This is a genomic window from Pantoea sp. RIT413, from assembly GCF_003057675.2.
Lineage (GTDB): Bacteria > Pseudomonadota > Gammaproteobacteria > Enterobacterales > Enterobacteriaceae > Pantoea > Pantoea eucrina.
In genome coordinates this window covers 33,748-55,810 of record NZ_QBJB02000014.1, presented here as the reverse complement: position 1 = coordinate 55,810, position 22,063 = coordinate 33,748, and the positions used below count along the sequence as shown (strand labels likewise).

Below are 22,063 nucleotides of genomic sequence, written 5' to 3'. Positions count from 1 at the left end.
CGTAGGGGGCGCATTTATGCGCCCCTGGTTTAGGGTGTGCACGGTATCAATCGCCATAAATGATTCGGTGCGGGCATCGGCCAGGGCGTCATTAATGACGCCCCTACGAGAGCGATGTAGGGGGCGCATTTATGCGCCCCTGGTTTATTTACGATAACAAACTAAACGCAATCATGCCGACGATGGCGCCGGTGGTGCCGAGGATGGTCTCCATCAGCGTCCAGGTCTTTAGCGTCTCGCCCTCGGTGGCACCGGTAAAGCGGCCAAACAGCCAGAAGCCGGCATCGTTGACGTGGCTGATAATAATTGAGCCACCGCCGATACAGATTGAGAGCGCCGCGAGCTGCGCGCCGCTGTAGTGCAGCGGTTCGATCACCGGCATCACCAGCCCTACGGTGGTCAGACAGGCCACGGTTGCAGAGCCCTGAATAACCCGGATAGCGCCCGCCAGAATAAAGCAGGCCAGCGCGATCGGCATACCGGCGCCGGTCAGCGCGTGACCCAGCACCGGCCCCACGCCAGAGTCAACCAGCACCTGCTTAAAGACGCCGCCGGCACCGATAACCAGCAGAATAATGCCGGCGGGCTGCAGCGCGCTGCCGCACACCTGCATCACCTTCTCTTTATCCATGCCCTGCCGGTACGCCAGGCCATAGATCGCCACCAGCAGCGCCAGCAGAATCGCGGTAAACGGATGGCCAATAAATTCCAGCCATTCGTAAAGCCGGGTATCCGGCGTGGTAAAGCGCGCACCGATGGTTTTCAGCCCGACCAGCAGCAGCGGAAACAGGATCAGAGAGAGGCTGAAACCAAATGAGGGCAGCCTGCCCTCGTCCACATCCGGCTGATGATCTTCCGGCGGCGCGCTGAAGCTGACGTGGCGGGCGATCAGGCTGCCAAACAGCGGCCCGGCGATCAGCATCCCCGGAATGGCTGCGCAGAGTCCCAGCAGGATCATCCAGCCAAAATCAGCGTGCATTTGTGCCGCCAGCAGCATCGGCGCAGGTCCCGGCAGCAGAAACGCCGCCGCCGCCGCCACGCCGGCAAACAGCGGGATCACCAGCTTCACCAGGTTGTCATGCGTGCGGCGCGCCACCGCAAAGGCGATGCTGATCAGCAGCACCACCGCAACTTCAAAAAACAGCGGCAGCGCGCAGATCAGCCCGGCGATCCCCATCGCATAGTGCGCCCGGCTCTCGCCAAAGGTTTTCAGCATCCGGATAGCGATCTGATCCACCGCACCGGTTTCATGCAGAATTTTGCCGAACATTGCGCCAAGCGCTACGACGATGGCAAGAAAGCCCAGCGTGCCGCCCATGCCTTTCTGCATCGTATCGGCGATCTGATCGAGTGGCATACCGGAGAAAAGTCCGGCGCCAATAGAAACTAACATCAGGGCGACAAAGGCGTGCATCCGCGCTTTCATTACCAGAAACAGCAGCAGCAGGACAGAGCCTGCTGCGGTTAACACCAGCGTTGCGGTACTCATTACTCGCCCTTGTTGATTGCATCCCTGATGGTCGCAACCGTAGCTGCAACAACGTCATCCAGCGAGTGATTGATATCCACCATCAGGACATCTGCCTCATCTGTGCCAGGTTCCTGCAGCGTGGCAAACTGCGTTACCAGCATCTGCGGCTTGAAGAAGTGACCCTTACGGGCTTTGAGGCGGGTTTCAATGGTTTCGAAATCGCCTTTCAGATAGATAAATTTCAGGTTGTGATTGCCCTGGCGCAAAATGTCACGATAGGACTTTTTCAGCGCCGAGCAGACGATAATCGACACCGCCTGAGTGCGCTGCATGGCAAAAGCCGCGTCGTTCAGCGCCTGCAGCCACGGCTGGCGATCGTTGTCATCCAGCGGATGGCCTTCCGCCATTTTCATGATGTTGCTGCGCGGATGAAGGAAATCTCCATCCAGAAAAGCGGTATTCAGTTCGTGTGATACCCGATTAGCAACGACAGACTTTCCGCTGCCGGATACACCCATCAGGATAAAAACGTGATGTGATGAAGATGGCGTGATCATAGTTTTGCGCTCCGGCAGCTTATTCTGCCAATGTTACCGATAACAAATCTGTCATTCATTGTCGGAGTGCGTCCCGATGCTGACAACCCTCGTCAGCCGGAAAAGCGTAAAAGTGTGAAGTGGCTCATACAATCGCCAAAATCAGATGCTGTCACCTTCAGCAATCTCAAAGCCGATATCGAGCGGGCCGCTAAATGAACGATCGCCACCAATGCGCGCCAGCAGCATGGCAGCCGCCTCGCTCCCCATCCGTTCGCGCGGTGTCAGCACGGTTGCCAGCCGCGGCGTCACGACCTGCGTAATATCGTGACCATGAAAGCCCGCGATCGCCATCTGCTCCGGCACGCGCAGCCCCTGACGCTGGCATTCAAACATGGCGCCTACGGCCAGGTCATCGTTAGTACAGAACAGACTGTCGGTTGCCGGATAGCGCTTTTGCGCCTCGCACAGCAGCTGCGCGCCGGCGCTGAAGGAAGAGGCGTCTTCCATCATCACGCTGTGCGGCGTCAGCCCCGCCTCGCGCATTGCCTGTTCATATCCCTGCTGCTTCTGCAGCGTACGTTCATCGAGCCGCGCCCCCAGGTAGACCGTATGGCGATGCCCTTTCTTCAGGATAGCCTGCGTCATCTGTCGCGCCGCTTCGACATTATCAAATCCCACCGCCATATCCAGACACGGCGTGACGCTGTCCATGATCTCAATGACCGGGATCCCGGCTACCTCCAGCATGCGCAGCGTACCGGTGGTATGGGTGCGTTCGGTTAAGATCACGCCGTCAATATTCCAGCCCAGCAGCGAGCGCAGCTGCCGCTCCTCTTTTTCCGGATTGTAGCCAAAGTGCGCGACCAGCGTCTGATATCCCGCCTCATCGGTCACGGTTTCAATTCCGCGCAGCACGTCAGCAAAGACCTGGTTGGTCAGGGAGGGCAGCAGCACGCCAATGGCGCGGCTGGTGGCGTTTGAGAGCATATCGGGTGCACGATTAGGGATATAGCCCAGCTCATCCAGCGCGACGGCAATTTTGTCACGCAGCGCGGCGGAGACCCGCTCCGGGTCGCGCAGATAGCGACTGACGGTCATTTTGGTGATGCCGACGCGATCGGCGACGTCCTGTAATACCGGTCTTTTCTTCTTCATCGTATGCACCTGAGGCCAGAGATAGGCTGAGTTTATCACTATTTTTACCGCTTCCGTGTCTGGTGCCCGCCCGCATGCCGGATGGGTCGATTGGCGATAAAAAAAGCCAGCACGCAGGCTGGCTAAACAATACCGGAAGCAGTATCGGACTTACCGGCGATTAATAACCGGCGCTGAGATCGTCAACCGAACGCGGATCGGAGGCGCCGTAGCGCATGCCATCAGGACCGATCATGATGCTCTGCGTGCTGCCCATTGCCGGCAGCACCTTCACGTGCTGGCCTTTCGCTTCCAGCAGGCGCAGCGTATCGGGACTGAAGCCTTTCTCCACGCGCAGCTGATCGGGCAGCCACTGATGATGAAAACGCGGCGCGTTAGTCGCTTCCGCCACGTTCATCCCGAAATCGATGCTGTTAACCACCATCTGCAGCACGGTCGTGATGATCCGGCTGCCGCCCGGGCTGCCGGTGACCAGCCAGGTTTTCCCCTCTTTGGCCACAATCGTCGGTGACATGGAGGAGAGCGGACGCTTCGCCGGCTGAATCGCATTCGCCTCGCCGCCGACCAGACCGTAAACGTTTGGCGTACCCGGCTTCGCGGAGAAATCATCCATTTCGTTGTTCATCAGGATGCCGCTGTTGCCTGCCACGATCCCGCTGCCAAAGTAGGTGTTCAGGGTATAGGTTACCGCCACAGCGTTGCCCGCTTTATCCACCACCGAGAAGTGGGTGGTCTGATTGCTCTCGTACGGTGCCAGCTTACCCGGTTTGATCTCTGACGACGGCCGCGCTTTGCTGACATCGATCTGCTGCGCCAGGGTCCTGGCATAGGCTTTGCTGGTCAGCGCCTGCTGCGGCACTTTAACGAAATCGGGATCGCCAAGATACTCTGAGCGATCGGCGTAAGCGTACTTCTCCGCTTCTGCCATGACCTGCATGGCGTCTGCGCTGCCAAAGCCCCACTTCGCCAGATCGAAGTTCTCCAGGATATTCAGGATCTGCATAATGTGGATCCCGCCCGATGAGGGTGGCGGCATAGAGAACACTTCATAGCCGCGGTAGGTGCCGCTGACCGGTTTACGCTCTACGGCACGGTAAGCGGCGAGATCCGCTTTGCCAATCAGCCCGCCGTGCTGTGCCATCTCGCTGGCGATCTCATCAGCAATGCGGCCGGTATAAAACGCATCGGCTCCCTGCTGCGCAATCAGCTGCAGGCTGCGCGCCAGGTTCTTCTGCACCAGCCGATCGCCTTTCTGGTAAGGTCTGCCATCCGCTTTGTAAAAAATTGCCCGGCTGGTGGCGTGATTGATCAGGTTCTCTTTGCCATAGGTGGCGAGATCGTCCGCCAGCGCATCGTTGACGATAATGCCGTCACGCGCCAGCTTTATAGCCGGGGCCAGCAGCGTGCGCAGCGGCAGCGTGCCATACTTCTTTGCCGCCAGCGCAAATCCCGCAACCGTACCCGGCGTACCAGACGCCAGGTGAGAAGTAAGTGATAACTTACTATCCGCATTACCCTGCTTATCAAGGAACATATCGCGCGAGGCGCGCGCCGGCGCCATTTCACGAAAGTCGATAGCAGCAGTCCGCCCGGACGCCGTGCGCAGCAGCATAAAGCCGCCACCGCCGAGATTACCCGCCTGCGGATGAGTAACGGCCAGCGCAAAGCCCACGGCGATCGCCGCATCCACCGCATTGCCGCCCTGTCGGAGAATATCCACGCCCACCTGCGTTGCCATCGCATCCACCGAAGCGACCATGCCGTGCTGCGCCTTTACCGGATGAAAGGTGTCGCTGTCAACGCCATAGGAGATCGGCGGCGCGCTTGCGGGCGCCGCAGCAGCCCCCTGCACCACGGTAAAACTCATTAACATCGCCCAGCTCAACTGGCGCAACCTGCCTGCTGTCCTCATCCTGCCACCATCCTTTTCAGTTGTTTACATTTGTTATTTATCGATGCAAGTGTTTGCTAAAGCAGTAAAAACATAACACTTAACGCAAATTGCACGCACGCCCGATTTCAGGCTTTGTGATATCGCATAAACTTATGATTAAGAGGCAGGCGGCCTGCGGGCCGCCTGTTTACACAGCAGGTCAGACGATCGGAGGGAATAATGAAAACATGGCTTATTGCGCTGGCAGCCCTGCTGCCGCTGAGCGGTATGGCAAATACGCTGAATAACAATAATGTGAATCAGCCCGGCTATAACCCAAGCCAGCAGCGTATGCAGACCCAGATGCAGACCCAGCAGCAGCAGCAGCAGCGCCTGCTGCATCAGGATCAGCAGCGGCAGACGCAAAATATGCAGCGGCAGCTGCAGGAAAAACGCGACAGCACCCGGCAGCAGGTACTGCAGTCGCAGCCGGGTCAGAATACGCAGCAGAACGGCACCATGCCGAATAACAACTAACTGAAATCGGGACCGATAATGTCGATGCGGTCGGTGCAGATGGCATCCACACCCCAGCTCAGCAGCTCGCGGGCACGCGCGGGCTGGTTAACCGTATAGGCCAGGATACGCAACCCGGCTGCCTTCAGCAGCGCGGTGCGCTCCGCGTCGAGCAGCCGGTAATTCAGGTGAATCGACACACACTTCAGCTGGCTGGTCAGCGTCTGCCATGCGTCATCCCACTCATCCAGCAGCAGACCGCGCGGCAGCTCTGGCGCAGCCTGCTGTGCTGCCGCCAGCGCTTCAGGTGAGAATGAGGAGAGCAGCGGAGGTGTCTGCCCCTGCCAGAGCTTACGGGCGGCGAGCGCCACGGCAGCGCCCGTCTCCGCGTCGGTGCCGGTGGTGGGTTTAATTTCGATGTTCGCCATCATTCGGTGCTGACGACAGCGCGCCGCCACGTCCGTCAGCAGCGCCAGCGGCTCGCCCGTAAACGCCCCACTGAACCAGTCGCCGGCATCGAGCTGTGCCAGCTGCGCCCACGTCTGTTCGCCCGCCACGCCCCAGCCGCTGCTGGTGCGATCGAGCGTGTCATCGTGCAGCAGAAAGATCTGTTTATCCTGCGAGAGTTTGGCATCAAACTCAATCATGGTATGGCCATAACGCGCGCCGGTATCAATTGCCGCCAGCGTGTTTTCCGGCGCGAGTTTACCGCCGCCGCGATGGGCCACAATTTTCGGGTAGGGCCAGTTGTTGTTACTCATTCCAGACGTTTTCCATGAACAGCATCGAAGAAGTGTAACGCATCCGGCGGCAGATGCAGCCACAGCGTGCTGCCCGCCTGCGGACGTTCGCTGTGCGGCAGCCGTACCACCAGCCGCGCCTGACCAAGATGGCCGTGTGCCAGGTTATCCGCGCCGAGGATCTCCAGCGTATCGACCACCAGCGGCACGCCGCCTGCTTCACGCGAAGAGAGATGAATATGCTCAGGACGGATGCCGAGCGTCAGCGGCCTGTTAGCCCACTGCGGCCGTCTCTCGCCCAGCGGCAGGCTGTTCAGCGCATCCAGCGTAAAGTGCAGGCCATCGCGGCTGATCTCTCCTGGCAGCAGGTTCATCGCCGGGGAGCCGATAAAGGCGGCAACAAACTGGCTGGCCGGACGCTCATAAACCTCTACCGGCGTGCCAACCTGCTCCACAATCCCTTTGTTCATCACCATCACCCGCTCCGCCAGCGTCATCGCCTCAACCTGATCGTGCGTGACGTAAAGGCTGGTGGTTTTCAGACGGCGGTGCAGCTGCTGCAGTTCAAGACGCATCTGCACGCGCAGGCGCGCATCAAGGTTGGAGAGGGGTTCATCGAACAGGAAGACAGCCGGTTCACGCACGATAGCGCGTCCCATCGCCACACGCTGCCGCTGCCCGCCCGAGAGTTCACGCGGTCGCCGGTTCAGCAGGTGGTCAAGCTCCAGACTACGCGCGGTCTCCAGCACGCGCTGGGCGATCTGCGCTTTGCCCATGCCGCGGATTTTCAGGCCATAGCCCATGTTTTCGCCTACCGTCATATGCGGGTAGAGCGCGTAGTTCTGAAACACCATCGCAATGCCGCGATCTTTCGGCTCCATCTCCGTGACCCGCTGCTCAGCAATAAAAATGTCGCCGGAGCTGACGCGCTCGAGTCCGGCCACCATGCGCAGCAGCGTCGACTTGCCGCAGCCGGAGGGCCCCACCATCACCATAAACTCGCCCTCGTTGATGGTGATGGTTAGCGGCTGGATCACCGCATTTTTGCCGTCATACGATTTCGTCACGCTCTGTAAGGTTACGCCTGCCATCTATTTCTCATTCTCCACCAGGCCACGCACAAACGCGCGCTGCATTACAAGAACCACCACAACCGGTGGGATCAGGGTTAATAACATCGCCGCCATCACTTCATTCCACTGCGTCGGGCCGCCGCTGGTGTTGATCATGCTTTTTACCCCCGCCACGGCGGTGCTCAGACTGGCATCATTGATAATCAGCAGCGGCCAGAGATACTGATTCCAGCCGTAGATAAAGGTGATCACAAACAGCGCGGCAAGATTGGTTTTTGACAGCGGCAGAACAATGTCCCAAAAGAAGCGCATCGGCCCGGCACCGTCAATGCGCGCGGCTTCAATCAGCTCGTCCGGCAGCGACAGGAAGAACTGGCGGAACAGAAAGGTGGCCGTTGCCGACGCCATCAGCGGCAGCGTCAGCCCGCTGTAGCTGTCGAGCAGATTAAGGGTAGCGATCACCTCAACCGTCGGGAAGATACGCACTTCAACCGGCAGCATCAGCGTAATGAAAATCAGCCAGAAAAAGAGCGTGCGCAGCGGAAAGCGAAACCAGACCAGCGCAAAAGCTGAGAGCATAGAGACGCTGATTTTGCCGATCGTAATCGCCAGCGCCATGATAAAGCTGTTCAGCAACATCATGCCAAACGCGGCGCTGCCGTTAACGCCCTGCGTCCAGATACGCGAAACGTTCTCCCACAGATGCGTGCCGGGCACCAGCGTCATCGGGACCTGATAAACCGCCGTGTTATCCAGCGTGGCGGCGACAAAGGCGACATAGAGCGGAAACAGAATGGTCAGCACGCCCAGAATCAGCAGCGTGTGGCTGAAAATATCCAGCCCGCGTCGGTTCTCAATCATTGATATTGCACCTTACGCTCAACAAAGCGGAACTGCAGAATAGTGAGGCCAATCACCAGCAGCATCAGCACGACTGACTGCGCGGCAGATGAGGAGAGATCGAGACCGGTAAATCCTTCCCGATAAATTTTGTAGATAAGCGTGGTGGTGGACTGTACCGGCCCGCCACCGGTGGCGGCATCAATGACCGGGAAGGTATCAAAGAAGGCGTAGACCAGGTTGACCACCAGCAGAAAGAAGCTCACCGGCGTAATCAGCGGCAGAGAAAGATGAAAAAAGCGCCGTACCGGCCCGGCCCCGTCGATAGCGGCCGCCTCAGTCAGCGACTTCGGAATCGACTGCAGCGCCGCGAAGAAAAACAGAAAGTTGTAGCTCATCTGCTGCCAGATAGAGGCGAGCACGATCAGAAACATCGCCTGACCGCTGTTCTGCGCATAGTTCCAGTTATAGCCCATCTGATTAAGCAGATGGCTGAGCAGCCCAAGCCCTGGATTAAAGAGGAACATCCACAGCACTGCGGCGACCACCGGTGCCACCGCGTACGGCAGCAGCAGCAGGGTCTGATAGAGCTTCTGCAGACGCACAACATAGTCAACCAGCGCGGCCAGCAGGAGCGAGAACAGCATCCCCAGCACCGTGACCAGCAGGCTGAACACTATCGTGGTCCAGAAGGAGTCGAGATAGTAGGGATCGCTGAACAGACGGCTGAAGTTCTCCAGCCCGACAAAGGTGCTGGAGATGCCAAACGGATCGATGCTCTGCAGCGAATACCAGAGGGCCTCTCCGGCAGGCCAGAGAAAGAAGATGGCGGTGATAATCAGCTGCGGTGCCATCAGCAAATAGGGCAGCAGCCGGGCACGAAAGACCGGACGAGACGATGAGGGCATAGCGAACTCACGCTGAAAGCGGGAGCGACCCAGCGTCGCTCCCGGTGGATCGGATTTATTTCACCTGCTGTTCAAAGCGGCGCAGCAGTGCATTACCGCGCTTAACCGCGTTATCCAGCGCTGCCTGCGGCGTCTGCTTGCCGGTCCAGACGCCTTCCAGCTCTTCATCTACCACCGTGCGGATTTGCGGCATATTGCCGAGACGCATCCCTTTGGTGTATGGCAGCGGATCTTTGTTGAGCATCTGCCGGGTAGCGATATCCGCGCCCGGGTTCTTCTCATAGAAACCCTGCTTTCTGGTCAGCTCGTAGGCGGCGGTAGTGATCGGCAGGTAGCCGGTTTTCTGATGCCATTCGGCGGCAATCTCCGGCTGCGCGAGGAACTTCATAAACTCCGCCGCCCCTTTATAGGTGGCCGCATCTTTGCCTTTCATCACCCACAGGCTGGCGCCACCGATGATGGCGTTCTGCGGTGCTTCAGGCACGGTCTCGTCATACGGCATCATGCCTACGCCGAAGTTAAATTTGGCGTAGTGCTTGATATCCGCCAGCGAGCCGGAAGAGGCGGTCGTGATCCCACAGTCGCCGTTATAAAACTTGGCGGTCGGCTCATCCTTGCGTCCAAAGTAGGTAAAATCACCTTTTTTGTTCATCTCTTCGAGCATCTGGATATGCCGCACCTGCACCGGCTTGTTGAACTCCAGCACCGCATCCGTGCCGTCGAAGCCGTTGTTTTTACTGGCTACCGGCAGCGCATGCCACGCGCTGAAGTTTTCAATCTGGATCCAGCCCTGCCAGCCGCTGGCATAGCCGCAGCTCATGCCGGCTTTACGCAGCGCAGCGGCGTCTTTTGCCAGCTCCTGCCAGGTTTTCGGCGGCTGCTCCGGATCCAGCCCCGCTTTTTTAAAGGCATCTTTGTTGTAGTAGAGCACCGGCGTTGAGCTGTTAAACGGCTGAGAGATCAGCTGACCGCTGCTGTCGCTGTAGTAACCCGCCACGGCTGGCACAAACTGCTTCGCATCCATCTGCACGCCAGCCTGGCTGAACACGTCGTGCACCGGCACAATCGCTTTCGAGGCCATCATGGTTGCCGTACCGACTTCATAGACCTGCAGCAGCGCAGGCGCTTTACCGGTGCGTACCGCTGCGATCCCCGCCGCCAGGCTCTGCTCGTAGTTACCTTTGTAAGTGGGCACAATTTTGTAATCGGGATGCGCCTGGTTAAAACGCTGTGCCAGAGAGTCAACTTCTTTGCCTAACTCCCCTTCCATTGAGTGCCAGAAAGGGATTTCGGTCGCAGCCAGCGCGTTACCGCTGAGCGCCAGACCAAGCAACACACTCATCAGACGGGGACGAAGCGTTAAAGCGGTCATAAAGTTTTCCTGTGCTGTTAGGTACGCGCAATATCACGCATTTTTTGTTCGCGGAGTAACATGACACGGGAAGATGATAGAAAAATAACCGAAATATGACAGAGATATGACACACAGAAACGCGCCAGCCGGGCGGTAAAACGTGAACGTTGTGCACATTTTTCAGCAAAAAAGCGGCAGGCAGGAAAAAGGCGGCCCGGCAGGATACCGGGCCGCAGGCCGATCAGGCACCGAGATAGGCGCTGCGCACCGCTTCGTTAGAGAGCAGCGCCTCACCGCTGTCCTCCAGCACCACGTGACCGTTCTCCAGCACGTAACCGCGATCGGCAAGCTTCAGCGCCTGATTGGCGTTTTGCTCAACCAGAAAGATGGTCATCCCCTCTTTACGCAGCTGCTCAATAGTGTCAAAAATCTGCTGGATGATGATAGGCGCCAGCCCGAGCGAGGGTTCATCCAGCAGCAGCAGACGCGGCTGGCTCATCAGCGCACGACCAATCGCCAGCATCTGCTGTTCACCGCCGGACATGGTACCGGCACGCTGCACTTTGCGTTCTGCCAGCCGGGGAAAGAGCTGGTAAACCCGCTCAATACGCGTCTGATACTCATGCCGGCTGGCAAAGAAACCGCCCATCGCCAGATTCTCCTCCACCGTCATGCGGGAAAACACCCGACGCCCTTCCGGCACGATCGCGATCGCCTCCCGCATGATTTTTGCCGTCTGCCAGTCGGTAATGGTTTTTCCGTCAAACACAATGGTGCCGCTGGTGGCGCGTGGCTCGCCGCACAGCGTACCCAGCAGCGTGGTTTTACCGGCGCCGTTGGCACCAATCAGCGTGACGATCTCCCCCTGACTGATATGCAGATTAATATTGTGCAGCGCCTGGATCGGACCGTAGTGGGCGCTTACACCCTGCAGCGTTAACATCGGGTTTGCCATCTTACGCCTCACCTAAATAAGCCCGGATCACGTCCGGGTTGTTGCGGATCTGTTCCGGTGTACCGTTCGCCAGCGGCGTTCCCTGATTGACCACGTAGATGCGGTCGGAAATGCCCATCACCAGCTTCATATCGTGTTCAATCAGCAGTACTGATACCTTGTGCTCGCTGCGCAGCTCGGCGATCAGCGCATCCAGCTCATGCGTTTCACGCGGGTTAAGGCCCGCGGCCGGTTCGTCCAGCATCAGGATCTCCGGGCGCGTGACCATGCAGCGGGCAATTTCCAGCCGGCGCTGCTGGCCGTAAGCGAGATTGCCCGCCTGGCGGTTTGCCAGCTCCAGCAGGCCGATACGCTCCAGCCAGATGGCTGCGCGATCGAGCGCCTCGCTCTCACCGCGGCGAAACGCCGGTGTTTTTAACAGGCCGGAAAAGACGCCGCTTTTCAGATGCTGATGCTGCGCCACCAGCAGATTTTCAATCACCGTCATCTCACGGAACAGCCGCACGTGCTGAAACGTGCGCACAATGCCCATGCGCGCGATTTTCTGTCCCGGCAGGCCCTGCAGCGGCCGATCGCGCAATTTAATGGTGCCGCCGGTCGGCTTATAGAAGCCGGTCAGGCAGTTAAACACGGTGGTTTTACCGGCACCGTTGGGTCCGATAAGCGAAACAATTTCCTGCGGATGCAGCGCCAGTGCCACATTGTTGACGGCCAGCAGGCCGCCAAAACGCATCATCAGGCCTTCAACGGCTAATAAAGGCTGACTCATGCCTGCTCTCCCTGTTTGCTCTTTTTCAGTTTCAGATGCGGACGCTTCATCGGTAGCAACCCCTGCGGACGCCAGATCATCATCAGCACCATCAGGCCGCCCAGCACCAGCATGCTGTACTCATTAAGATCGCGCATCAGTTCACGCGATACCACCAGCAGGATCGCCGCGAGGATCACCGCCAGCTGAGACCCCATCCCGCCCAGTACCACGATAGCCAGCACAAAAGCGGATTCAACAAACGTAAACGACTCCGGGCTGACAAAGCCCTGGCGCGCTGCAAACAGCGTCCCGGCAAAACCGGCAAATACGGCGCTGATGGTAAAGGCGGTCAGCTTGATGCGCGTCGGGCTCAGCCCCAGCGAGCGGCAGGCGATCTCATCTTCGCGCAGCGCTTCCCATGCGCGCCCCAGCGGCATACGCAGCAGGCGATTGATCACAAATAGCGTCAGTACCACCAGCAGCAGCGCGACCAGATAGAGGAAAATCACGCGGTGATTGGGGTTGTAGGCAAGCCCGGTCAGCTCGTGGAACGTCGTCCAGCCCCCTTCGCTGACGCGGCGGCCAAACTCAATGCCAAACAGGCCGGGTTTGGGGATTTGCGCGATACCGTTCGGCCCGCCGGTAATCGACGTACTGTTCAGCAGCAGAATACGCACGATTTCACCGAAACCGAGCGTGACAATCGCCAGATAGTCGCCGCGCAGGCGCAGCACCGGAAATCCCAGCATCAGGCCAAAGGCGCCCGCCACGATGCCCGCCAGCGGCAGGCTCTCCCAGAAGCCAAAACCGTAGTAGTGGTTCAGCAGCGCAAAGGTATAGGCGCCAATGGCATAAAAACCGCCGTAGCCCAGCACCAGCAGTCCGGAGAGGCCAACCACCACGTTAAGCCCCAGTCCCAGCATGACGTAGATCAGCGTCAGCGTAGCAATGTCGATGCTGCCGCGTGAGGCAAACAGCGGCCACGCAACGGCAGCGACGATCAGCAGCGCCATCAGCAGTTTCTGCTTCGCGGTAGATCCATCAAACGCCGGCAGCACAAAGGCTTTACCGCTGCGGCGAAACCGGCCTGAAAACAGCGGACGCAGCAGCTGAAAGATAAAGACCACCGCGCAGCCGGCGAAGATCCAGTTCCAGCGAACCTCGCCCGCGCTGACCACAATCAGCCGGGTGCCATCCAGGTCGAGACGCATACCCATAAAGAAGCTGGCCAGTACCAGCAGCATTGCCGCGGAAAGCACGGCGTTAAGCAGCCCGAGACGCTTCATACTTTCTCTACCTCCGGGCGGCCCAGGATACCGGTTGGCATCACCAGCAATACCACGATCAGCAGCGCAAAGGAGACCACATCTTTATATTCCGTCGAGAGGTAAGCTGACGTCAGCGCTTCCGCAATGCCGAGTACCAGTCCGCCAATCATGGCGCCCGGAATACTGCCGATACCGCCCAGCACCGCTGCAGTAAATGCTTTCATGCCGGCCATAAAGCCGATAAACGGGTTGATTGAGCCGTAGAACTGCCCCAGCAATACGCCCGCGACCGCTGCCATCGCCGCGCCGATCACGAAGGTCAGCGAAATAACGCGATCGGTATTGATGCCCAGCAGGCTCGCCATTTTCAGATCTTCTGCGCAGGCGCGACAGGCGCGACCCATACGCGAATAGCGGATAAACAGCGTCAGCGCCAGCATTGCCAGAAACGTCACTACCCAGATCACCAGCTGCATGGTGGTGAGCGTGGCGGCGAAGCCGTTGCTTTCACCCAATGTCCACTGGCCGGTGATCAGACTCGGCAGCGCCAGATCGCGCGAGCCCTGGGTCAGGCTGACGTAGTTTTGCAGGAAAATAGACATCCCGATGGCGGAGATAAGCGCAATCAGCCGCTTGGAAGAGCGCACCGGCTTATAGGCAACGCGTTCAATACTCCAGCCGTAAGCGCTGGAGATGATCACTGCCATGATAAAACCGGTGGCGATCATCAGCCACGAGGTATCAATGCCCATCATCATCAGGGCGGCAATGACAATAAAAGAGACATAGCTGCCGATCATGTAAACCTCGCCGTGGGCGAAGTTGATCATGCCGATAATGCCATACACCATGGTGTAACCAATCGCGATCAGCGCATAGGTGCTCCCGAGGGTGACCCCGTTGAACATCTGCTGAATAAAATAGAGAAACTGCTCGGACATAATGAGGACCTGCAAGTGGATCAGAGATTCCCTCTCTGGGGTAAGAAAGGGTCAGGGCAGCAAACCGCTCGCGGCGCGTCTGCCAGCTCCCTGCCCCCGCCCGCGCACGGGAGGGGGAGATAGTTACGCTATGCGGTAGAACCGGTTAACAGCGCTTATTTCACTGCGGTTGATGAGCCATCTTTGTGCCATTTAAACACGCCGAACTCGAACCCTTTCAGATCGCCTTTCTGATCCCAGCTCAGGTTGCCCATCACGGTAGGTACCGGCGCGCCCGCTTTCAGGTTTTTTGCAATCTCATCGGGCTCATCGCTTTTGCTGCGCTCAATGCCCGCCACCAGCGACTGGATTGCGGCATAGGTGGTCCAGACAAACGGGCCGGTCGGATCTTTGCGGTTTGAAGCGCTGTTGCCCTTAATGGCATCAACGATCGCTTTGTTCTCCGGCAGCTGGTCATAACGCTTTGGCAGCGTGACGTACAGCCCTTCTGACGCATCGCCAGCAATATTGGAGAGTGAGGCGTTACCCACGCCCTCTGGTCCCATAAAGCCCGCTTTCAGGCCGGCAGTTTTTGCCTGGCGCAGGATCTGCCCCAGCTCCGGGTAGTAGCCGCCGTAGTAAACAAAATCGACGTTCTCTTTCTTCAGGCGGGCAATCAGCGTGGAGAAATCTTTATCGCCGGCGGTGATGCCCTCAAACAGCACCACGTTGCCACCTTTGGCCTTCAGGGTTTTCTGCACGGACTCCGCCAGACCCTGGCCGTACTGCTGCTTGTCATGCACAACGGCAATACGCTTCGGCTTGATCTGCTCCAGAATATAGGTCGCTGCCGTCGGCCCCTGATCGGAGTCGAGACCGGTAGTGCGCATAACGTCAGCATAGCCACGCGCCGTCAGTTCAGGGGCGGTGGCGGCCGGCGTGATCATCAGAATGCCTTCATCGTTATAGATGTCAGATGCAGGCTGCGTAGAAGAGGAGCAGAGATGGCCGATAACATATTTAATGCCGTCGTTAACCACTTTGTTCGCCACCGCAACCGCCTGTTTCGGGTCGCACGCGTCGTCATACTCCACGCCAACCAGCTTGTCGCCGTTTACGCCGCCTTTGGCATTAATATCTTTGATCGCCTGCGCTGCACCCGTGAACTGCATATCACCATATTGCGCGACCGGGCCGGTTGCTGCACCCACGATAGCGATTTTAATATCGGCAGCCAGCGCGGCATGGCTCATTGCCAGTGCAACGCAGCCCGCCAGTAACGCGCGTCCTTTACTCATCTTCATGCGTACTTCCCCATCTGTTATGTCGTGTCTGTTGTGATTGGTTTTATTTCAGCCAGTGAAAGAGGAAACTGATTCAGATAGAAGGAGTTAGCGTTCTTATCTGGCTTTTTTTGTTAAAACAGCTTTATTTTCAGGTTATTAAACAGGAATTTTCTGCTGTAAATCAACTGACATATTCAGTAATGAGCGGCCTGAACAGCATAATACTCTGGAGGTTATGGCCGTAATTTGTGCACCAGGGTAGCGTGTTATGCTGGCTTATTCGGCAATCGTTGCGGGCTTACTCCACAATCCTGGCAAAGTGTCTGCCATTTGACCTGTTTTTATCGCAAAAAAGTGACAGCGCTCTGACTGTATAAATTCGCTACACTATGCCCTTTCTGCCAGTACAGGTACGGGTTATGAAACTCACTATTCAGCGTATCGTTTCACTTACGCCGCAGGATCGCATCGACCTCGCTAAAATCTGGCCACAGCAGGATATTGCGCAGCTGGAAAAGACATTGAGTGATACGCAGCGGCTCTATGCCGCGCGGTTTAACGATCGGCTGCTGGGCGCGCTGCAGCTGGAAATCCGCGGTACCCACGGCAAAATCACGCACTTTGAAGTCCGTGAGGCTACGCGCCGGCGCGGCGTCGGGCGTTACTTACTGGAGGAGACTCTGGCGCAGAATGGTTCGCAGGATCACTGGTGGATTGCGGATGATGGCTATGCTGACCAGGGGATCCGGGCGGCGTTTATGCAGGCGTGTGGCTTCCGCGCGCAGGCAGATGGCTGGGTAAAAGTGGCAGAGTAGCGTTACGCGGCCGGATGGCGGACATAAAAAAGGGCAACCCTGAGGTTGCCCTTATTACCGTCTGCGAACTGTCAGGCTTCAATCGCCATGCGCAGCTTTTTCATCGCATTCTTTTCCAGCTGACGCACGCGCTCCGCTGAAACGCCATAGCGGTCGGCCAGCTCCTGCAGCGTGGTTTTATTGTCATCATCCAGCCAGCGGGCACGGATGATATGCTGACTGCGTTCATCCAGGCTGAGCATCGCATCACTCAGCTTATCCGCTGCGTGGGCGTCCCAGTTATCCTCTTCGATACCGTCAGCGAAGTCTGATGTTTTATCCTGCAGGTAGAGTACGGGAGCCATTGGCTTGCCGTCGCCCGCCTCATCGTCAGAGGACATATCAAAGGTCATGTCCTGTGCCGCCATACGCGACTCCATCTCCAGCACATCTTTCGTGCTGACGCCGAGTTCACGCGCCACCATGTCAACTTCATCCTGATTAAACCAGCCCAGACGCTGCTTGGTTTTACGCAGGTTAAAGAACAGCTTACGCTGCGCTTTGGTAGTAGCGACTTTGACAATGCGCCAGTTGCGCAGCACGTACTCGTGGATCTCTGCTTTGATCCAGTGCACTGCAAATGAGACCAGGCGCACGCCCACTTCCGGATTAAAACGGCGCACCGCTTTCATCAGGCCGATATTGCCTTCCTGAATCAGATCCGCCTGTGGCAAACCATAACCTGCATAGTTACGTGCGATGTGAACAACAAAGCGCAGGTGTGACAGGATCAGCGTTTTCGCTGCATCCAGATCGCCCTGGTAATGCAGCCGCTCAGCCAGTGCTTTTTCCTCTTCTGCCGTCAATACCGGCCAGTTGTTGGCAGCCCGAACGTAAGATTCCAGGTTGCCCAGAGGAGCAATCGCTAAAGTTTGCATTTCTTTGGTCATTCAAACCCTCACAAATTCAATGGAGTTGCTGCGCGTGTCCTTACGCAGACGCTACAGTATGTCAACGTCAGGCGAAAACCAACAGCAATCTGTGCTAATTAGACGCCAGGGTTATCCACAAGTTCAATTATAGCAGTGAATATTTTACACACAGGTGACAGCGGGGAAAATCGGAGCATTCCTCTGCGCCTGCATTGCTGGCGGCAGAGGAAGAGTATATCAAAAAATCGTTGCCATGGGTTACTGCGGCGTAAATCGGCGTAAATGTTGTACAGTGGCAAGCCAGGCAGCAATCCAGCCAATAATGGCGGCAATCAGCAGCAGCAGCAGGCCTTCGTCCCACGCAAAACCTTCCAGCGTAAAGGCGGTGCCAAACACCGACGCGACCTGCGCCACCACCGACTGCAGTCGCAGCACCAGCACTTCAGACAGCACCAGCGACAGCAGCGCACCGGCAAAACCGAGCAGCGCACCGCCATAGAGGAACGGCCGCAGGATAAAGCCATCCGTTGCGCCAATCAGCTTCTGGACGTTGATGGTGTCACGCCGGGCAAAGATGCTGAGCCGGACGCTGTTACCAATCACCAGGAACACTGCCACAATCATCAGCAGACCGATCATAGAGGCCACCTGCCCGACCAGACCGGTCAGCGCCGCCAGACGGGCAAACCAGCTGTCATCCATCCGTACTTCATCCACGCCCTGCACTTTTGCCACCCGATCGCGCAGGCTTGCCATAGTGTCTGAGTTCTGGAAATTAAGCTTCGGCGTGATGATGGCCACCGCCGGCAGCGGATTTTGCTCCAGCAGATCCATCGCGCCGCCAAAACCAGACCAGTTGCGAAACTCACTCTGCGCCTCGTCGCGCGTCAGGTAGTTCACACTGTCGACGCCTTCCAGCTGCTTAAGCTGTGCGGTGACGTTTTCTGCCGCACTGTCGTCCAGCGTCTTGTCGAGATAGACCGTCAGCTGCGGCGCCGGATACCACTGGGTGGCCGCCTGGCTGACGTTTTTCCACACCATGTAACAGACGCTGGGCAGCGTCAGTGAAATCGCGATAACCATAACGGTAAGCAGCGTTGCCAGCGGCTGGCGCCACATATCAGACAGGGTGCCGCGCAGGGCGTAGCGCCACTGCTCCTGCCAGCCACCTTTTAGCGCTTTGCGCTTTGACGGCGTTTTAGGCTGCTTTGCCGCTCTGGCCGCCGCCGGGCGCTTGTTGCGTTTATTGACCATCGTGGCCTCCGTGCAGACGTCCCTGATTCAGCGTCATCACGCGGTAGTTACGCCGCGCGATCAGCCCCAGATCGTGGGTTGCCATCAGTACCGTTACCCCGACCCGGTTGAACTCTTCAAACAGGCGCAGGATATCTTCTGACAGCGCATTATCGAGGTTACCGGTGGGTTCATCTGCCAGCAGTACGGCGGGTTTATTAACCACCGCGCGCGCAATACCCACGCGCTGCTGTTCACCGCCGGAGAGCTGAATCGGGTAACTTTTCGCTTTGTCGAGCAGGCCGACTTTATCCAGGGCCGCTGAAACACGACGGCGGATATCTTCGCCGCTGGCGCCGGAAATAATCAGCGGGATAGCCACATTGTCATAGACAGAGCGATCCATCAGCAGATGGTGATCCTGGAAAATCATGCCAATCTGGCGCCGCAGAAACGGCACTTCGCTGTGACGCAGGCGGGAGATATCGTGCCCGCTGAACCAGATCTGTCCGGCGCTCGGACGCTCAATGCCGCAAATCAGCTTCAGCAGGGTACTTTTACCCGCGCCGGAGTGTCCGGTCAGGAAGGACATCTCGCCGGGACGCAGATGAAAATCAACGCCCTGCAGCGCCTGGCGCCCTCCCAGATAAGCCTTACTGACTTCTTCAAAGCGAATCATGCCAATCATTCCTCTCGGGCAAACAGTGCCTCAATAAAGTCTTCGGCCTTAAATGGCCGTAAATCTTCGATGCCTTCTCCGACACCGATATAACGAATAGGAATGCCGAACTGATCGGCAATGGAGAAGATAACGCCCCCCTTCGCCGTGCCGTCCAGCTTGGTCAGGGCGATACCGGTCAGCCCTACCGCTTCATTAAACAGTTTTGCCTGACTCACCGCATTCTGTCCGGTGCTGGCATCTAACGTCAGCATCACTTCATGCGGCGCATCCTCATCCAGCTTCTTCATCACGCGGGTGATTTTTTTCAGCTCTTCCATCAGGTGCGATTTGTTCTGCAGGCGACCAGCGGTATCCGCAATTAACACATCCACATTGCGCGACTTCGCCGCCTGAATAGCATCGAAAATCACCGAGGCGGAATCCGCACCGGTATGCTGTGCCACAACCGGAATATGATTGCGCTCTCCCCACACCTGCAGCTGCTCGACCGCAGCGGCACGGAAGGTATCGCCGGCAGCCAGCATCACCGATTTGCCTTCCGCCTGATACTGGCGCGCCAGTTTACCGATAGTGGTGGTTTTGCCGACGCCGTTTACGCCGACCATCAGGATCACAAACGGCGTTTTGCCACTGACATCCAGCGGCGCATCGACTTTATCGAGAATGCCGGCCATTTCCGCCTTCAGCAGACCATAGAGCGCTTCAGCATCGCGCAGCTGTTTGCGGCTCGCCTGCTGAGTCAGGCTGGTGATAATCCGGCGAGTAGTTTCCACGCCCACATCCGCAATCAGCAGCTGCTCTTCCAGCTCGTCAAACAGGTCGTCATCAATCTTTTTACCGCGAAACAGGCTGATAAAACCTGAGCCAAGGTTGGTGCGCGTTTTAACCAGGCTGCGCTTGAGGCGCGCAAAAAAGCCCTCTTTAGTCGGGCGCTCCTGCTCCTGCGCCACAATAGGCGCGGCCGCCAGCGGAAGATCGCTTACGGTGTCTGCAGAGTCTGCAGCGGCGTCTTCAGCGTAGGTTTCCGCCAGCGCCAGTGCCTCCAGCTCTTCATCGCTGAGCGGCGCATCCTCATCTGCCAGAGGTTCCGCTTCCGCCAGCTGGCTTTCATCGCCGGGCAGAACCGGTTCCGGCGCGACGGCGGCTGTCAGCGGTGGCTCCCCGGCAGTGGCAGCCGGTATCTCTTCCGGCAGCGGCGCCAGTTCAGGTTCTTCTTGCGGCAGGGTCTCTTCAGCAACCGGCAGCGGCGCCCGTTCAGGCTCCTCTTCCGGCAGGATCTCTTCATTAACCGGCAGCGGCGCCAGCTCAGGCTCCTCTTCCGGCAGGATCTCTTCATTGACCGGCAGCGGCGCCAGTTCAGACTCCTCTTCCGGCAGGATCTCCTCCGGCTGCGCGGTGATGATGGCCTCTTCAGGTGGCAGCGCATGCCGGGCTGCCTGATCTGCTGCCGCCTGCTCTTTCGCCAGTTGCTCCGTCAGCGCAACGGTTTCTGCTGCCTGCGCTTCGGCACGCTCTGACGCACTCTCTTCAGCGGCAGCGGGCTGAGCCTCCTCTGCAGGCTGCTCTTTTACCTGCTCTTCAGCCGGGGCGGGTGCCTGCTCTTCCTTGCCAAATCCCAGCCAGGAAAAAAAGCCGCGTTTTTTCTCTTTTGCCATTGTGTAACTACACTCCTCGATGGCTTATTCCCGGTAGCACGCTGTCCCCAGGGGATATAAATTCAGTTTTTTAGCTTTCTGCGGCGTAAAATCAGCGAATTACGCACGCTTGTATCGTTCAATAGTCTAACACTTTCCGGCCAGCGCACCACAGCACCCTTTTTTACGTTTCTTCTGCCTGTCGCGCCCGTTAAACTACGCAACAAATTATGACGAGTTGTGAGCAAAATGAGTAAATCACCCCGCAGCGGCGGCGGCGCTGGCCAGATCCGCATCATTGGCGGCCAGTGGCGCGGCCGTAAACTTCCGGTGCCGGATAGCGCAGGCCTGCGCCCCACGACCGATCGCGTACGCGAAACCCTGTTTAACTGGCTGGCACCCGACCTTCCGCAGGCGCGCTGCCTCGACTGCTTCGCCGGCAGCGGCGCGCTGGGTCTCGAAGCGCTGTCGCGCTATGCGGGTTCCGTCACGCTGCTGGAGCTGGAGCGCAGCGTAGCGCAGCAGCTGTCACGCAATGTCGACACGCTGCGCGCCACGCAGGCGACGGTGGTGCAGACCAGCGCGCTGCAGTGGCTGGCTCAGCCTGGCGAAGCTTTTGATATCGTATTTGTCGATCCGCCCTTTCGCAAAGGGTTGCTGGCGGAGACGCTGGCGCTGCTGGAGCGCAATCAGTGGCTGAGCGCAGACGCGCTGATTTACGTGGAAAGTGAAGTGGAACAGGGGGCGCCTGACGTGCCCGCCAGCTGGCTGCTTTACCGGGAGAAGATCGCCGGTCAGGTCGCCTATCGACTCTATCAACGCCAACAGGAGGCGCATGATGTGGCTTAATCTGGGACGGTTACTGATGATTTGCGTCTGGGCTTTTCTGCTGCTTAATCTGGTGCACCCTTTCCCCACACCGCTGCGCTATTTTGTGCATGTCGCCCTGTTTTTCATGGTGATTATGCATGGACTGCAGCTGGTGCTGCTGCGCGCCACCCAGCCCAAAGAGGCGCCGAAGCTGAGCGGCGCCACGCAGGCTAAGATTTTCTTTTTCGGGGTATTTGAGCTGCTCGCCTGGCAGAAAAAGCACTATCCGAAGATGTGATCCGGCGCTAACCGGGGCACCTTTGCCGGCG

General features: G+C 58.0%; 22 protein-coding genes. 4 read left to right on the top strand and 18 right to left on the bottom strand.

From position 1 onward, the window contains the following. Window positions 1-148: 148 nt before the first annotated feature. The 4 genes from gntU to ggt all read right to left on the bottom strand — a co-directional run bounded on the left by gntU (window position 149) and on the right by ggt (window position 5,077). On the bottom strand, window positions 149-1,489 hold the full coding sequence (gene gntU, locus DBY66_RS15090) for a gluconate transporter (protein WP_039381950.1): 1,341 nt from the start codon (window positions 1,487-1,489) through the stop codon (window positions 149-151). Beyond that, entirely contained in the window at window positions 1,489-2,028 is a 540-nt protein-coding gene (gene gntK, locus DBY66_RS15085) for a gluconokinase (protein WP_039381948.1), read from the bottom strand. Before gntK ends, gntU begins: the two co-directional genes overlap by 1 nt. Before the next feature lie 141 nt (window positions 2,029-2,169). Then, on the bottom strand, window positions 2,170-3,165 hold the full coding sequence (gene gntR, locus DBY66_RS15080; RefSeq protein ID WP_039381945.1) for a gluconate operon transcriptional repressor GntR: 996 nt from the start codon (window positions 3,163-3,165) through the stop codon (window positions 2,170-2,172). Window positions 3,166-3,325: 160 nt separating this feature from the next. Next, entirely contained in the window at window positions 3,326-5,077 is a 1,752-nt protein-coding gene (ggt, locus tag DBY66_RS15075; protein ID WP_108570122.1) for a gamma-glutamyltransferase, read from the bottom strand. 201 nt (window positions 5,078-5,278) lie between these two features. On the opposite strand from ggt, the gene DBY66_RS15070 reads away from it, so the two are divergent. Further along, window positions 5,279-5,575 (top strand): DUF2756 domain-containing protein, encoded by a 297-nt coding sequence (locus DBY66_RS15070; protein WP_039381941.1) that lies wholly within the window; start codon window positions 5,279-5,281, stop codon window positions 5,573-5,575. Here the strand turns inward: DBY66_RS15070 and ugpQ are convergent. The 10 genes from ugpQ to DBY66_RS15020 form a co-directional block, all read right to left on the bottom strand. Next, window positions 5,572-6,315, bottom strand: coding sequence for a glycerophosphodiester phosphodiesterase (gene ugpQ, locus DBY66_RS15065; RefSeq protein WP_108570121.1), 744 nt, complete (start codon window positions 6,313-6,315; stop codon window positions 5,572-5,574). The genes DBY66_RS15070 and ugpQ overlap by 4 nt on opposite strands. Beyond that, entirely contained in the window at window positions 6,312-7,385 is a 1,074-nt protein-coding gene (locus DBY66_RS15060) for a sn-glycerol-3-phosphate import ATP-binding protein UgpC (RefSeq protein WP_039381936.1), read from the bottom strand. The genes ugpQ and DBY66_RS15060 overlap by 4 nt, the downstream gene beginning before the upstream one ends. Beyond that, the gene (gene ugpE, locus DBY66_RS15055) at window positions 7,386-8,228 is read right to left on the bottom strand and encodes a sn-glycerol-3-phosphate ABC transporter permease UgpE (RefSeq protein WP_039381934.1); all 843 of its coding nucleotides are present in this window, start codon (window positions 8,226-8,228) and stop codon (window positions 7,386-7,388) included. Further along, complete coding sequence (ugpA, locus tag DBY66_RS15050) at window positions 8,225-9,115, bottom strand: sn-glycerol-3-phosphate ABC transporter permease UgpA (RefSeq protein ID WP_039381930.1); 891 nt, start codon at window positions 9,113-9,115, stop codon at window positions 8,225-8,227. Before ugpA ends, ugpE begins: the two co-directional genes overlap by 4 nt. Before the next feature lie 55 nt (window positions 9,116-9,170). After that, window positions 9,171-10,487: a sn-glycerol-3-phosphate ABC transporter substrate-binding protein UgpB gene (gene ugpB, locus DBY66_RS15045; protein WP_071668456.1), complete on the bottom strand. Its 1,317-nt coding sequence runs from the start codon at window positions 10,485-10,487 to the stop codon at window positions 9,171-9,173. 223 nt (window positions 10,488-10,710) lie between these two features. Continuing rightward, window positions 10,711-11,424: a high-affinity branched-chain amino acid ABC transporter ATP-binding protein LivF gene (gene livF / locus DBY66_RS15040; RefSeq protein ID WP_071668457.1), complete on the bottom strand. Its 714-nt coding sequence runs from the start codon at window positions 11,422-11,424 to the stop codon at window positions 10,711-10,713. Window position 11,425: 1 nt separating this feature from the next. Then, complete coding sequence (gene livG / locus DBY66_RS15035; RefSeq protein WP_039381923.1) at window positions 11,426-12,193, bottom strand: high-affinity branched-chain amino acid ABC transporter ATP-binding protein LivG; 768 nt, start codon at window positions 12,191-12,193, stop codon at window positions 11,426-11,428. After that, window positions 12,190-13,461, bottom strand: a complete 1,272-nt coding sequence (locus tag DBY66_RS15030) for a high-affinity branched-chain amino acid ABC transporter permease LivM (RefSeq protein ID WP_094111289.1) — start codon at window positions 13,459-13,461, stop codon at window positions 12,190-12,192. The genes livG and DBY66_RS15030 overlap by 4 nt, the downstream gene beginning before the upstream one ends. Then, window positions 13,458-14,384, bottom strand: a complete 927-nt coding sequence (gene livH / locus DBY66_RS15025; RefSeq protein WP_108570120.1) for a high-affinity branched-chain amino acid ABC transporter permease LivH — start codon at window positions 14,382-14,384, stop codon at window positions 13,458-13,460. The genes DBY66_RS15030 and livH overlap by 4 nt, the downstream gene beginning before the upstream one ends. A gap of 155 nt (window positions 14,385-14,539) precedes the next feature. Further along, on the bottom strand, window positions 14,540-15,667 hold the full coding sequence (locus tag DBY66_RS15020) for a branched-chain amino acid ABC transporter substrate-binding protein (protein ID WP_108570119.1): 1,128 nt from the start codon (window positions 15,665-15,667) through the stop codon (window positions 14,540-14,542). Window positions 15,668-16,068: 401 nt separating this feature from the next. Here DBY66_RS15020 and panM point away from each other — a divergent pair, with 401 nt between their 5' ends. Continuing rightward, on the top strand, window positions 16,069-16,464 hold the full coding sequence (panM, locus tag DBY66_RS15015; RefSeq protein WP_039381914.1) for an aspartate 1-decarboxylase autocleavage activator PanM: 396 nt from the start codon (window positions 16,069-16,071) through the stop codon (window positions 16,462-16,464). A gap of 71 nt (window positions 16,465-16,535) precedes the next feature. On the opposite strand, the gene rpoH is transcribed toward panM, so the two are convergent. From rpoH to ftsY, 4 genes are all read right to left on the bottom strand, one after another. Next, the gene (gene rpoH, locus DBY66_RS15010) at window positions 16,536-17,393 is read right to left on the bottom strand and encodes an RNA polymerase sigma factor RpoH (protein ID WP_039381911.1); all 858 of its coding nucleotides are present in this window, start codon (window positions 17,391-17,393) and stop codon (window positions 16,536-16,538) included. A gap of 240 nt (window positions 17,394-17,633) precedes the next feature. Further along, entirely contained in the window at window positions 17,634-18,629 is a 996-nt protein-coding gene (gene ftsX, locus DBY66_RS15005) for a permease-like cell division protein FtsX (protein ID WP_104085623.1), read from the bottom strand. Further along, the gene (gene ftsE, locus DBY66_RS15000; protein ID WP_065650521.1) at window positions 18,619-19,287 is read right to left on the bottom strand and encodes a cell division ATP-binding protein FtsE; all 669 of its coding nucleotides are present in this window, start codon (window positions 19,285-19,287) and stop codon (window positions 18,619-18,621) included. Before ftsE ends, ftsX begins: the two co-directional genes overlap by 11 nt. A 5-nt stretch (window positions 19,288-19,292) precedes the next feature. Next, window positions 19,293-20,945 carry a signal recognition particle-docking protein FtsY gene (ftsY, locus tag DBY66_RS14995; protein WP_108570118.1) on the bottom strand — a complete coding sequence of 551 codons (1,653 nt, stop codon included), beginning with the start codon at window positions 20,943-20,945 and terminating at the stop codon, window positions 19,293-19,295. A gap of 228 nt (window positions 20,946-21,173) precedes the next feature. On the opposite strand from ftsY, the gene rsmD reads away from it, so the two are divergent. Both rsmD and DBY66_RS14985 read left to right on the top strand, forming a co-directional pair. Next, the gene (rsmD, locus tag DBY66_RS14990) at window positions 21,174-21,773 is read left to right on the top strand and encodes a 16S rRNA (guanine(966)-N(2))-methyltransferase (protein ID WP_108570117.1); all 600 of its coding nucleotides are present in this window, start codon (window positions 21,174-21,176) and stop codon (window positions 21,771-21,773) included. Continuing rightward, the gene (locus DBY66_RS14985) at window positions 21,763-22,032 is read left to right on the top strand and encodes a DUF1145 family protein (RefSeq protein ID WP_039331733.1); all 270 of its coding nucleotides are present in this window, start codon (window positions 21,763-21,765) and stop codon (window positions 22,030-22,032) included. The genes rsmD and DBY66_RS14985 overlap by 11 nt, the downstream gene beginning before the upstream one ends. The last annotated feature ends 31 nt before the right edge of the window (window positions 22,033-22,063 follow it).